Here is a 13,597-nt window from a genome sequence, read left to right on the forward strand (position 1 = left end):
AATACCGAGAAGTTACATCTCATGTGCAACACAAACCGAATGCAGGAGCAGCCTTCGGCAGCTCCTGCACGGGTGTTCAGGTCGGCTGCAACGGCATCGTCAGTTCCACCCGCAAGCCATCCGGCCGGCTGTCGAAATGCAGGGTGCAACCACAGCGCTGGACGATCGCCTGGACAATCGCCAGGCCGAGGCCGCACCCGTTGCTCTGGCCGTTGCGCCAGAAGCGTTGGGTCAGGTGTTGCAGGTCGTCATCGGCAATGCCCGGGCCATGGTCGCGCACCACGAACTGCACGCGGTTACCGCTGGTTTGCAGGCTCAGCTCCACCGGCCCCTCGCCGGGTGTATGGCGCAAGGCGTTGTCCAGGAGATTGCGCAGTGCGGCAATCGACAGCACCGCGGGCATTTTCACCGGAGCATGGGAGACCCTGGTCGGCAGCTGGAGCCTGATGCGTTGACGATCACCACCGGCCGCATCCTGTATGGCGAGTTTCGCCACCTGCTCGGCACTGCACTGCACACCATCGTCAAACGACAGGCTGCCCTCGACTCGCGCCAGCAACAGCAGTTGTTCGAGGGTGCGATGCAGACGGTCGGCGCCCTCTTCGGCCCGGGCCAGGGATTGATCCCGTGCCGCGCCTTCGGTCATGCGCGCCACTTGCAGGTGAGTCTTGATGGCGGTCAGCGGGCTGCGCAATTCATGGGCTGCGTCACCGGTCAGCCGACGCTCGCGTTCGATGGTCTTGCCGATGCGCTGGAACAACTGGTTCTGCGTGTCGAGCAAGGGCTGCAGTTCACTGGGAAACGGCTGGACCTGCAAAGGCTCAAGCGAGTCAGGGCTGCGGCGCATCAAGGCGTCGCGCATGCGATTGAGCGGCGCCAGTCCCTGACCGATGCCGAGCCAGAGCAGGCACAGGCAACCGAGCAGTGCCACGCCCACCGGCACAGAAGCGGCCAGCAGGATCGACATGTTCAGCGCCTCGCGTTCGATTTGCCGGTCGGCCGTGGTGATCCGCAGGTCGCCACGGGCCAGGGTGAAGCTGCGCCACGGCGCACCGTCGATGATCTGGTCGTGGAACCCCATTTTCTCGGCTTCCAGGGTTTGCCCCGGATCACTGTGGCTGCGGGCGAGGATTTCACCCCGTAGCGAACTGACCTGACACGCCATGCCGCCGGGAATATTCAGTTGCTCGGCACTGAAATGGGTACCCTCGCCCTTGCTCGGCAACGCCGGCAATTGCTCCATGAGCCCGGCGACCATACGTGCCGAGGCCACCAGGCGCTGGTCGAGGGAAAACATCATCTGGTTGCGCAAATCGCTGAGCATCCAGGCCGCTGCCAGGGCCCAGATCAGGGCAAAAGCGCCGCCGAGCGTCAGGCTCAGGCGCAAACGCAGGCTCATCACTTTTTCAGTTCCCCTGCCCCATCAGCCGGGCCCAGGCGATAACCCAGGCCGCGCACGGTCTCGACGATGCCGTTGCCGAGCTTGCGCCGCAGGTGATGGATATGAACGTTGAGGGCGTTGCTTTCCAGTTCGTCGTTAAAACCATAGACGCTGTCCTTGAGCTGCTCGGTCGACAGCACCCGGCCACGGTTATGCAGCAGCGCCTGCAACAGTGACTGCTCACGGCGCGACAGGTCCACCGGCTGGCCGGCCAGGGTAGTTTCACGACTGCTCGGATCGTATGTCAGCGGGCCATGCTCGATCAAATTGACGCTGCGCCCCGCCACCCGCCGCAACAGTGTGTGCAAGCGGGCGGCCAGTTCACGCAGATCGAAAGGCTTGAGCAGGTAATCATCCGCACCCGCCTGCAAGCCGTCGACACGATCCGTTACCGAGTCGCGGGCGGTGAGGATCAGCACCGGGATCTCCAAGCCGCTGTGGCGCAACTGCTGCAATAGCTTCAGGCCGTCTTCATCGGGTAACCCGAGGTCGAGCACCATCACGTCGAATTCCGCGACCTTGAGCATCGCCCGGGCAGCGGACGCCGTGGCGACGTGCTCCACGGTCAACCCCTGGGCGGTGAGACCGGCAACGATGCCGCTGGCGATCAGCTCATCGTCTTCGCAAACCAGTACGTGCATGGGCGCTCCAGAAATAAAAACCTGAGTGAAACAGCTCAGGATTAAGGCGTAATTATGTCAACTGCGACGACTGACGAACAGCCCGGCTGTCTGTCACCCCCATTCGTTATATTACAAATAGTTTAGTTGCATGACGATACAAACATCACTAAAAACCATTTCCTGCAAAATAAACCAGAGCGATAAACTATTTACCATACGAACACTACAATCCAACCATCAAATCAAAACCACCAATCCCTGAAGACCCTAATCGACAAACGAAAGAGCTTCACCCGCTGAAAGGAATCAGCCCATGCCAAACTTCAACAACTTCGTCGCTACAGATTGGCGCTCCGGCAAGGACCGCATTTACTTTTTCTTCAAAGATACCAACAAATACACCCGATTTGACCTTGGCGATCGTCAAGTCCCTGACAGCTTTCCTAGAGAAACCACACAATACGCGTGGCCCGGTTTCCACGAAAATGCCGAGCACCTGCGGTTTGGCTTCACCACCACGGGCCTGGATACCCGAATCGCCGGTGGTTCCGACGACTTTTCCTGGTTTTTTTATTACGACGGCAAGACCCCAATGGTCTGCAAATACGACCAGGATCAAGATAAGACACTAAACAACTACCGTGTTGAAAACTCAATATGGGCGCCGATATTTCCCTATTTCGAGCGCATCGTTGCTGGCACCTGGTGGCAACTTACAGGTAAAAAATTCCTGTTTCGCTTCCTCCTCAATGACGGACATTACCTGTCTTTCGATTATCAAAAAAACCGACTGACACACGAAGAAATCACCGCCACTTCCATGCCTGGATTAGAGCGCTTCAAACACCGAATCATAACGGCCGCGCAGAACGACAGAACTTTTGCCGATAGTTTTTACTATATTTTTCTCAACCGAGGTCAGTTCCTCATCTACAACATCCAGCAAAACCATCTGCATTCCGGTCCGCACGGGATGAACGATGAGGCGTGGCCCGGCCTGTTCCGAGACTGAGTATTCGTGAAGGCGCGGTTAATCATCGGTTAATCGCCAACCGCCAATGTGCACCTCACTTGCACAGGGACAAGGCTTACCCATGCGTCGACTATTTTTGTTGTTTGTTCTCTTGATCTCGGGCCTGGCCCAGGCAGGGACTAATCCGTTTGAAACCCAACCTGAATTCCTGCCGGTGGACAAGGCGTTCGTCTTCACTTCCGAGCGCCTTGAATCAGGGGAAACACAGCTCTATTGGCAAATCAACGATGGCTACTACCTCTATCAAAAACGCTTGAAATTTGATGGGCTGCCTGCGGATCAACAGCCTTTGTTACCGGAAGGTGAATCCCACAGCGATGAGTTCTTCGGAGAACAGCAGGTCTACCGTCAAGGCCTCGAACTGAAAATTCCCGCGGGCGCCAGCGGTCAGATAAAGGTCGGCTTCCAGGGCTGTGCCGATGCCGGCCTGTGTTATCCGCCACAAACCCAGGTCGTGGATCTGGGCGGGCAATCCCTGACGGGCACGGCAGACGAAGCGCCGGACCAGGCCTTGGCCAGCAATCTGCAGCAACGAGCACTGGGCTGGAGCCTGCTGGTGTTCTTCGGTCTGGGCTTGCTGCTGGCGTTCACCCCGTGTTCGCTACCGATGCTGCCCATTCTGGCCGGGTTGATCGTCGGCAGCGGCGCTACGCCCAGGCGCGGCGTGGCCCTCGCCAGCAGCTATGTGGTGAGCATGGCGCTGGTGTATGCGGCAATGGGTGTGTTGGCTGCATCTTTAGGGGCAAACCTGCAAGCCTGGTTGCAGAACCCTTGGCTGCTAGGCACTTTCGCGGCGATCTTCGTGCTGCTGGCGTTACCGATGTTCGGCTTCTTCGAGCTGCAACTGCCGGTTGCCGTGCGGGATCGCCTGGAAAACGTCTCGCGCAATCAGCGCGGTGGCAGCCTGGTCGGCGCTGGAGCGCTAGGCGCGTTGTCCGGCCTGCTGGTCGGCCCGTGCATGACCGCGCCGCTGGCCGGCGCGCTGCTCTACATCGCACAGAGCGGCAACGCACTGCACGGCGGGTTGATCCTGTTTGCCATGGGCATCGGCATCGGTGTGCCGTTGTTGCTGCTGGTGACGGTTGGCAATCGCTTCCTGCCCAAGCCTGGCGCCTGGATGAACCTGCTCAAAGGCATCTTCGGCTTCCTGTTTCTTGCCACGGCGTTGCTGATGCTGCGCCCGGTGCTGGATGAATCGCTGTGGGTCGGCTTGTGTGGTGCATTGCTGCTGGTCGCGGCCTATAGCGCGTGGAAGCAGTCGGATGGGTTTGGACGCATCGCTCATCTGTTCGGTGCCAGCTCGCTCCTGCTGGGTTTATGGGGCAGCCTATTGCTGATCGGCGCGGCGGCGGGCAGTGATGATCTGTTCAAGCCGTTGAAAGTCTTCCGCGCTTCCGGCTCGGCCGTCGCCGCTGTGCCAAGCGGCCACGACGCCTTTACCACGATCAAGGACCCTGTGGTCCTGCAACGGGAACTCGATGCGGCGCAAGCGCAGGGCCAGTGGGTGCTTCTGGACTATTATGCCGACTGGTGCGTGTCGTGCAAGGTCATGGAAAAACAGGTGTTCGGCAAGGCGAAAGTGCTGGAAGCCCTTAGCGACGTGCGCTTGCTCCGACTGGATGTCACCGCCGACAATGCCGCCAGCCGCGAACTGCTCGGCCGTTACAAAGTGCCGGGGCCACCAAGCTTGCTGTGGATCGGCACCGACGGTATCGAACGACGCAGCCAGCGCATCACCGGCGAGGTCGATGCCGACACTTTCCTGCAACGCTGGACCACCACCCGAGACGCCCGTTAATGCTGACTTTTACCCTCGGCACCTTTGCCATCGCGCTTAACCATCTGCTGCTGATCAGTGCCTTGGTGTTGGCAACATTCGTCGGCTGGCGGGTGGCCAAGCGTGGTGGCGAGAATCCCGAGTCAGTGCTGTTCGGCCTGTTCCTGATCGGCATGCTCGCGGCGCGAATCGGTTTTGTCGCCGTTTACTGGACGCACTATCGCAGCGACCCCTGGCAAGTCATCGACCTGCGCGACGGCGGTTTCCTCGCCTGGCCTGGGGTCATCGCACTGGTGCTCGCCACACTATACCGTGGCTGGCGTCGCCCGGGACTGCGTCGTCCCTTGGGCTTCGGCGTGGCCAGCGGCCTGGCATTCTGGTTGCTGGCGACCTTTTCGCTGACCATTTTTGAACAGGGCACGCGCCTTCCGGACATCACCCTGCGCAATTCCGCCGGTGAAACCGTGCAATTGGCGGACTACAAGGGTGGCCCGTTGGTGATCAATCTCTGGGCTACCTGGTGCCCGCCCTGCCGCCGGGAAATGCCGGTGCTGGAGCAAGCACAGCAACAGCGCCCCGACCTGACCTTCCTGTTCGTAAACCAGGCCGAAAGCATGCAAAGCGTCAGCACGTTCCTGGAAACCCAAGGCCTGAGCCTGTCCAATGTGCTGTTCGACGGCGGCGGTCGCCTGGGCCAGGCCGTCGGCTCCATGGCATTGCCAACTACGCTGTTCTATAGCCCCGAAGGCCGCCTGTTGGGCAGTCATCTGGGTGAACTGTCACAAGCCAGCCTGGCTCGCGCGCTGGAAAACTTCGATTCCGTTCCTGCCACTTCTTCAAGGAAACTGCCATGTCCCGCCTCCGCCACCTGCTGACCCTGAGCCTGGGTGCCGCCCTCCTGCACCTGCCATCGGTGCAGGCCGAAGAGTTGCCCGAGGCGATCAAGAAGATCGAAGCCAAGGGTGCGAAAATCGTTGGTCAATTCGACGCCCCCGACGGCTTGCGCGGCTACGCGGCGCAATACCAGAACCGCGGCATGGCGCTGTACCTGACGCCCGATGGCAAGCACGTTTTGCTCGGCAATCTGTACGACGCCGAAGGCAACGACCTGAGCAGCGCACCGCTGCAGAAACTGGTGTACGCGCCAATGTCCAAGGAAGTCTGGGGCAAGATGGAGGCAAGCAACTGGATTGCCGACGGCAAGAAGGATGCACCTCGGATCGTCTACATGTTCAGTGACCCTAACTGCCCATACTGCAGCATGTTCTGGGAACAGGCGCGGCCATGGGTCAAGGCTGGCAAGGTGCAGTTGCGGCACATCATGGTCGGAATCATTCGTGAGGACAGCCCGGGCAAATCCGCCGCCCTACTCGCTGCCAAAGACCCGCAAAAAGCCCTGTACGACCACGAAGCCGCTGGCAAGGGCAGCACGCTCAAGGCCTTGAAGGATGTTCCGCCAGCGATCCAGGCGAAGCTCGCCGCCAACATGCAATTGATGGAAGAGCTGGAGTTGTCTGCCACCCCAGCGATTTTCTACATGGACAGCAAGGGTGAACTGCAACAGCAACAAGGCGCGCCGTCGCCGGATAAGTTGGTGAAGATACTCGGACCCAAATAATGGAATCGAACGCAATGGCGCACACCGGCCATTGCGACCGCTCAGATCCGCGTGCAGATTCAACTCCTGGGGCCCTGCCCTTTGCTCACAACTAACGCTTCTAATTGCGATTTTTTTACGCTATGAATGCACGTGAGCCAAGAGAACTGGATAGTCCGTAAGACATCCACAAACAATTAACAACAAGCAAATTCCGCACCACAAAAACACACCAAACACTAATACATCTGCTAGTTTACTTACCTAAGCACAGGTGAGATAAGTTGTTTCGCATTAGAAAAAATGATTTAAAACCGCCAAGAAACGTTCATAACCATACAGACAATAAATGATTGAAATTTCAGGATGGAAAAATCATGAACATCAAAACCGAAACCAGAAACAACAACGAAGCCCCGATAATTGAAAACCTCAGCATTACGTGGAACTCCATCAGCCTGAGTATAACGCCAAATCCGTTTTATCCTGTAACCACCATAACCGAGAATGGTACAGGTAAAGAGTGGTATCGCGGAAACGGAGGTAATGTCACCATTAATAATCTAACAAGAAACAGAATGTACTCCTGGGAGGTAGTCGGGCTAGACCCTATTATTGGCCAGACAAAGTCATTTATGCTGAATTTTTCTACGCTCGACAGAAAAAAACCAACACCTGTGGACTACTGGGATTATTATGATCTTAAACCCAGTAGCGTTTCATTTTTTTGGCACGGCGGCACAGTAGACGGCGGAACTGCTAAATATGAAATAAAACGAGATGCCGTACTACTCGACACACCCCTCAGGCCCCCCTACATCGACACCACTCCAGCAGAAGGGCGTAATCACACTTACTGCATTCGCACCTTTGATGACGAGCTTAGTTTTTCCGACCCTGTGTGCGTAGAAGTATATTTTGAAGACCTCACCAAACCAACCGACCCCACTAATTTAGTAACAAGCTCCCTTGCCCTGACATTAAGCTGGGAGGAGTCTTACGACAGCTCCGGTACAATTCGTTATCTAATCGATCAAGGTATTGGCAACGATCTGGGGACCACGGTCGAAACCCAGTTTGCTGTTGATCACCTGGAAGCAGATAAGCGATATGAGTTCGGTGTGACAGCAGAGGACCCAACGGGTCATAAGTCGAATCGAGTGATGGTGCACTATCCCCCACTGGGCGTTCCTTTCAAAGGAAAACGATAGCCTCTCATCTGTTGATGGCAGGTGCCACGCAATAAAAAAGGCGCTGAGTGGAATATCCACCCAGCGCCCTTTACCGAGATCATGAAGTTCTTAACTCCCCTTTACCTCAACTAGCGTCTTGTTCTGGTCTTCGATCAAATTGTAGCGATAGACGCGACCTGCTTCCTTGTTGAACGTAAAATCATTTCCTGGAATCAGATGAACCTTTTTCGTCGGCCGGCATTTATCGTCGTTCTTCGCTTCACAGTCCTTGAAGGCGTCGATAACCACTACGCTATTGCCATTGTTTTGCACTTGATAGCGAACAGCGCTGTTATCGACTTTTGTATCAAACCGGGTGTTGGCCGGGCGAACAAAAAATACCATGCCATAACCGGCCATCACGTTAAACCCGGCAGACATCTCCTTTTCATAGGATTCGCGTTCACTGTCGGAGACGGCAAATTTATCTTCCTTTTCAGGTACGACTGGCATAAAACGGACCCGAAAATAACGCTCTATGCTCCGGTCACCGGTGTACAGCAGGCGGGTTCCCTGGGTTCCCTTGGCCGGTACGATAAGCCGGGCCGGGCTGGCGACCAGACCATCACGGGTGCTGCCCTCGACCATCTTCAATGGTTCTTCGCGGGAAGCGCCGTTCTTTTGGTAAAAAATCTCCTTGATCTCGACTTTGACAAACGCCGTCGAAGTACCGCCGTTACGAATGCGTTTTAGATAACTACTTTGGTTACCTCCCATAAAGTCGTAGAACGTACCAATTTGCAGGCTGGGACCGGCATAAGCCCCCATACTGAACAACGATGTGCAGAGCAGTGTATAAATAAATTTCATGATATAAAGCCTCGTGCGAGAAACTAGCCTGAGTAAGCCTCGGGCCGTGCTACTGCCGTTAGATGTCCGCGTCAAATTTAATCGTAACGGTTCCGCGATAACTACTGTCACTTACCATATGTTCGACTTCGCTGGCGGGTACCTCAAAGTGCAATAAGCCGGGGTTTCTATTGGGCACCCCCAAAGACTTTATGTGTGGAATACCGGTATCCGCATTCAGTGAACGCCGTTCTACTGTATTCCCCACATCGTCCACCCAAGGACTTGGCAGGCTCACACTAATATCGACCGGCACCTGATGAGTTCCGTTACTGATCTCACATCTATTACCCGCCAAACGCTCACAACCGAGCTCCATCTTGAAGGGCGTGCTAGACAATATGAAAAACCGCAGATCAGCCAATAACTTCTCGTTTTGTCGACCATGATTGATCCAATCCATCCAGCCGCCCTTGGGGGCCAAACTAACCCTGTCGGTGGACATTTCGACCTTGACGTCTTGCTTCACCGCAAGGTTCAAGTCGAACGTCATCATGGATTGGCTCGGATTCAAACTTCCCATGTTGAAGTCGCTCCCTGGGCCGCCTACCGTGTAGTGCACTGAACCCTGATAACCGCCACTTATCAGCCTCTCTGGTCGTACAGCGCGTAACTCATAATGAACGTCGAGCTTCTGCAAAACTAGGCCGGGAATATTGCGATCGGCATCCCTTGGGCATGTATCGACGATTTCATTCGTTGCCCAGAATGCTGAAAAACTGCGTCCGTCATGAGCAGCGTTTTGCTCACTGCCAGCGACTTTAGTGCAATTGCCGGTCTTCTCCGACCACGACGGCGTCCAAAGATAGGCATGAGCCTCAAAATCAGAAAGTCCTGGTTGTCCAACAAGAGTTTGTGCGGTTTCCCCCATGGTATAACGGGTACCCACCCCGCCAATTCGAATTTGGATCTCTGCCGTTTCGCCAGGAATGCTGTTATGGGTAACCGTAAACGTGCGCCATCTTGCGTCAATACCAAAGGGGATTACGTCACTGGTATTGAAAATCCCCGGCCACGTCAGGGTAATGGGAAATTCGTTACTTCGAACTCTCGCGATGTTACATCGCGAACTAAAGCTTGGAATCGAGCAATAGCCGGTAATCGGCGTGTTATTTATAATCACTGCGCTTCCAGGATTACTCGGATCGGGTTTTATTTCTGCGTCCACCACCAATGCATTGGCAGAAGCCGTATAAAATCCACAGAGTGTCGATAACAACACCAGGCGGCTCATTAGCTTGTTCATTTGACTTTCCTGTGTACGCCATGTTCTGGCTGCTATTGTATAAGTGCCTATCAACTGGCTTTCTCAGACTTATAAGCAGCTTCGGCCAAAGTGTCTGGATGACACCGCAGATCGCCTACCATCAGCACATCATTCTCTCGCTGGGAGGTTGGATCGAGCCTGAACTGACATAACAACTGACTGTCGTGCCGCACTTCAAGTGTAGGCGATTTTTCACTAAGTTCCATGGAGAAGAACCCATCGACTTCGCTGACGCCACGACTGGCATGGTTGATAACATGATGGCCTTTCAACGGTTTTCCACTGGCATCCACCAGACGGCCCATCACCGTCACGGTCTTGAGGATACGCACCTGGCGATAATCCACGCCGCCCTTATTCAAGTGATAAGTGGTACGCGCAGGGTGAATGGATGCGGCGGGCACGTCTGTGCCGTTGAAATCAAAATTCACCGTGCCGTTCTTGTAGGCCGACACCGGAATGAAATTACGTCCTGGACGTAACGTGGTGCTGGTGCCGGACAAATCGTCGGCGCGCATCTGGATATCATCCACCTCGCTTTCGACATCAATGATCATTCCCGCCTGCCTCGTCGAGGCCTGACCGCTGAGAACAGCCTTTTGGCCACTGACTGCCAGGGTGCTGTCCAGATTCAAACCACCGCTGACATGACCGTTGTAGGAAGAACGTTGTACATGCATGGAGCCGTTGACCTGATCGGTGATGAAATCGGCCGTGCCCGCCAGCCCCGTCCCGTAGACATCCCTACTGGCGGTTGCAGAAACACTTTGCAGTACGTGATCCTTGAGGTCCCGACGATAGGAAACCGATGCGTTGGAATCGCGCCCACCGTCACGCGATGTGCGCTGACCGACGCTACCGGACACCTGGTGACCGTCTGAGCCCAGCGCCAGGCGCAGGCTGATATCGACCCCCCTGTTGCGCTGATCAGCCGTGCCAACTGTTCCCGGCCGGTCAAATACCGCCACGCGCCAGTCGGCGTTATGGCCAAACAGCTGTGCATTACGGGTCCAACTCAGGTCGATGCCCAAGCCCTCGGAGTACCCTTCGCTATGGGAGACTTGCGCGCTGACCGAACTCTTGCTGTTCAGGCGCTGGTTTACCGCCAGCGACGTGTTGCTGGTTTGCCCGTTATAGGTATTGCGCTGGCGAATATGGGTCCCGTCCGGCAGCTGTTCGTAAGTATTGCGCGTGTCCAGCCAACTGCGCTGATGGCGCAACACCAGGCTACCACCGTTGTATTGATGCACAGCTTGCAGCTCCATCCCCGTGCCTTGGCCCTTGGTCTGGGAAACGCTGCTATAGAAAGAGGTCCTGTCGCCCGCCGTCCACTCGGCGGAAGTGCCTAACTGCATTTGCTCCTTGACCTGTCGCGCGGACAAGCCCAGGACAACTCGCGGATGCAATAGAAAGTTGAAGGCTGCGCCCGCGGTCAAATCACCATCATCGCGTTCCTGCCAATTGCTGAGCAACTTGCTTTCGCGACCGGCGAAAAGGTTGTAACGCCAGCGATTTTCCGGGTTGTTCCAGTTCCTGGGCTTGTAGATAAGTTCCCGGTTGCTGGAGATCAACTGGCCGTCTTCGATCAGGCGCACTTCCACCTCGTAGATCCCGCCCGGCAACGGACGCGTGTCCAGCGTCTGAAGTCCGCTGGCTACCTGCTGGCTATTGATCAGCACGCCGTTGCGATAAATTTCGACCATCGCTTGGCGATTGGCGGTCACGGAAATCGGATAGAGGCTGGGTTTAGGGTTATCAATTGCCAGGCTGTCAGAACTGCCATACATCATGCCCAACACCGTATCGGGGCCAGAGCCGATGGTGCGCACTGGCCGAGTCAGGCCTTGCGCGCTGGGTGTAAAGTAACCGGCACGAAAGAAGGTGCCTTCCAGTTCCCGCTGGGTATGCAGTTCGTGGACCGCATGCTTGATGCCCGTGTCGGCACCCGACATACGCGAGAGTTGCGCGTTGAAGGTGTTCGTCCAGTTACCCAGGCTCGCGCTCGCTTCCAGGCCATAACGACCGGCCGGGTTCTGCTCTTGTCCACCACTGATGTTCAGTTGATTGCGCACAATCAGGCCGACGCTGCCGCCTTCCGGCTGATCGTGAAACTGGCGAGCTTGCGGATCGCGTTCGGCGTTGGCCGTTACCAGCGACACCGTGGAGTCTTCAAGGCTGTAGTGAACCGTCAGCAATTCCCGAGGGCAGCCGCTTTTGCACGCGCCCAACGCCACGCCCTGGATCAAGAGAGCGGCCCACTCATCGCGCTCGCTGGAATTCAGGTCACTGTCTCGTGTGTCGGTAAAGTTGATCAGTGTCACCCGCTCGTCACGGCTTAACAGGATCATTGCTTCGCCTAGAAACTGTTGATCAACTTCCACCCGAACTGCCAATGGAACATCAAAAAAGAATTCATGAAAATCTGCAGGCAAGCCTTCAGCCTGTTGAAGCAAACTAACGGACTGGGCCGCTGGCTTGGTTTCACTGGCAAGCGCACCCGCGCAAATAATTAGCGCAAGCGCTCCCGCGATAGGAGTCTTCGGAAACATGGAAGTTTATCTCAAGTTAGCGCTTGCTTGTGCAAGTTAGAGTGCGGCCGACGAAGTGCGTCGACCACACAGATAGCTTATTGATAGCCCGTATTTATTTAACTATTATGGAGCATCAAATGTAACATTGACGTTGCCGCGATAGTTACCTTCAGGGTAGCCGCCACCTGGTTTAACTGCACTAACTTCCATATCCGTATTCATTTCACTTACCGCGCCATCCGCATCAACAACACTCGTCGCGATACCATTAACCAATGTTACACCGTTGAATTTCACATTCAGATCGATAGTATTGGCGCCCGAAACCATGTTAGTTGGGCCATTAAGGGTTGCCATGATCGCAGGGCCGGTCGTACCACCAGCTGCACTTTTTGCCTTGAACTTAAGGACCATATCTTTCACTTCAGGAGCCGCCGGATCGGAAGCATCCACAATAAAGCGCTGCGGCAGTGTTACAGTGTCGACTGACACAGGCTGAACATAGAAGTCAGCACTTGGAATATCGGCAATCACTTCAATATCATGGGTTTGGGGAGTAGCCAGTGCGGCCGAAGAAGCAAAAGCCATAGCCAGCACGGAAGTAGACATTGCAATTTTCTTGAACATTAATTTCACCTTTAAGCATCAAAATAATAGTGCAAGCTTCAGCCAAGCGACAAAAGTCCACACCGGATTGTTTATCAAGTTGGTTATAATGCAACACTGCATTCAACGGGGCGCATCTTCGCGCTTTCTGAAGGACCGGTATGCCGGATTTTTCTGTACTTCTTGTAGGACTTATCCTGACGCCTGAAGGACCAACCTGTAAGCTACCTCTATATTGCTGGTAGGAATTTTCGTATGGTATAGCTGATCCCAAGCCTGGCACGATTACGGCCAGGAGCGGTCATCCGACGTTTCAAGAACAGCAGGCCCAAGCTACGAGAACCGGTGCCTGGGACAATAGAAAGATCATGGCATGTGCACATAGCAGTGCGGCTGAGACACAACTGACGCTTGAAGAAAATTCTGAGCCTGAGATCAACCCGTCAACTACCACCCGATTGGCCAGTGCTCCACGGAAAAGGGGACTGCGAATAAAAAAAATCCCGATGCACAGGCATCGGGACTGGGTGAAGCGCATCAAGCCAACTGCGTCAAAAAGTTACTGTTGGTGTTTGAAAGGAAAACCGATCGGTGGGGAACTGTCAAAAGACTCATCCCACTTCAGAATCAAAGTAAGATGC

General features: G+C 55.3%; 11 protein-coding genes. 5 read left to right on the top strand and 6 right to left on the bottom strand.

What is annotated here, in order from left to right; genetic code table 11:
• Nucleotides 1–76: 76 nt before the first annotated feature.
• Both PSUM_RS22370 and PSUM_RS22375 read right to left on the bottom strand, forming a co-directional pair.
• The gene (locus tag PSUM_RS22370) at nucleotides 77–1,402 is read right to left on the bottom strand and encodes an ATP-binding protein (protein WP_033041985.1); all 1,326 of its coding nucleotides are present in this window, start codon (nucleotides 1,400–1,402) and stop codon (nucleotides 77–79) included.
• Nucleotides 1,399–2,082, bottom strand: a complete 684-nt coding sequence (locus PSUM_RS22375) for a response regulator (RefSeq protein WP_020795951.1) — start codon at nucleotides 2,080–2,082, stop codon at nucleotides 1,399–1,401. The genes PSUM_RS22370 and PSUM_RS22375 overlap by 4 nt, the downstream gene beginning before the upstream one ends.
• A 295-nt stretch (nucleotides 2,083–2,377) precedes the next feature.
• Between PSUM_RS22375 and PSUM_RS22380 the strand changes: the two genes are divergently transcribed.
• The 5 genes from PSUM_RS22380 (at nucleotide 2,378) to PSUM_RS32205 (ending at nucleotide 7,682) form a co-directional block, all read left to right on the top strand.
• Entirely contained in the window at nucleotides 2,378–3,076 is a 699-nt protein-coding gene (locus PSUM_RS22380; protein ID WP_083349561.1) for a hypothetical protein, read from the top strand.
• An 82-nt stretch (nucleotides 3,077–3,158) separates the two neighbouring features.
• The gene (gene dsbD / locus PSUM_RS22385) at nucleotides 3,159–4,895 is read left to right on the top strand and encodes a protein-disulfide reductase DsbD (RefSeq protein ID WP_083349562.1); all 1,737 of its coding nucleotides are present in this window, start codon (nucleotides 3,159–3,161) and stop codon (nucleotides 4,893–4,895) included.
• Nucleotides 4,895–5,749 carry a TlpA disulfide reductase family protein gene (locus PSUM_RS22390; protein WP_083349563.1) on the top strand — a complete coding sequence of 285 codons (855 nt, stop codon included), beginning with the start codon at nucleotides 4,895–4,897 and terminating at the stop codon, nucleotides 5,747–5,749. The genes dsbD and PSUM_RS22390 overlap by 1 nt, the downstream gene beginning before the upstream one ends.
• Nucleotides 5,725–6,492: a thiol:disulfide interchange protein DsbG gene (gene dsbG / locus PSUM_RS22395; RefSeq protein WP_020795947.1), complete on the top strand. Its 768-nt coding sequence runs from the start codon at nucleotides 5,725–5,727 to the stop codon at nucleotides 6,490–6,492. The genes PSUM_RS22390 and dsbG overlap by 25 nt, the downstream gene beginning before the upstream one ends.
• Nucleotides 6,493–6,848: 356 nt before the next feature.
• Nucleotides 6,849–7,682, top strand: coding sequence for a fibronectin type III domain-containing protein (locus PSUM_RS32205; protein WP_052024672.1), 834 nt, complete (start codon nucleotides 6,849–6,851; stop codon nucleotides 7,680–7,682).
• Between the two features lie 90 nt (nucleotides 7,683–7,772).
• On the opposite strand, the gene PSUM_RS22405 is transcribed toward PSUM_RS32205, so the two are convergent.
• The 4 genes from PSUM_RS22405 to PSUM_RS22420 all read right to left on the bottom strand — a co-directional run bounded on the left by PSUM_RS22405 (nucleotide 7,773) and on the right by PSUM_RS22420 (nucleotide 12,977).
• The gene (locus tag PSUM_RS22405; RefSeq protein WP_020795945.1) at nucleotides 7,773–8,513 is read right to left on the bottom strand and encodes a hypothetical protein; all 741 of its coding nucleotides are present in this window, start codon (nucleotides 8,511–8,513) and stop codon (nucleotides 7,773–7,775) included.
• Between the two features lie 58 nt (nucleotides 8,514–8,571).
• A complete protein-coding gene (locus tag PSUM_RS22410) occupies nucleotides 8,572–9,798 on the bottom strand; it encodes a hypothetical protein (protein ID WP_020795944.1) in 1,227 nt (408 codons plus the stop codon).
• A gap of 50 nt (nucleotides 9,799–9,848) precedes the next feature.
• Nucleotides 9,849–12,368 (bottom strand): TcfC E-set like domain-containing protein, encoded by a 2,520-nt coding sequence (locus PSUM_RS22415; protein ID WP_083349564.1) that lies wholly within the window; start codon nucleotides 12,366–12,368, stop codon nucleotides 9,849–9,851.
• Nucleotides 12,369–12,473: 105 nt separating this feature from the next.
• Nucleotides 12,474–12,977, bottom strand: coding sequence for a CS1 type fimbrial major subunit (locus PSUM_RS22420; RefSeq protein WP_083349565.1), 504 nt, complete (start codon nucleotides 12,975–12,977; stop codon nucleotides 12,474–12,476).
• Nucleotides 12,978–13,597 lie beyond the last annotated feature (620 nt).

Source organism: Pseudomonas umsongensis (genome assembly GCF_002236105.1).
GTDB lineage: Bacteria > Pseudomonadota > Gammaproteobacteria > Pseudomonadales > Pseudomonadaceae > Aquipseudomonas > Aquipseudomonas umsongensis.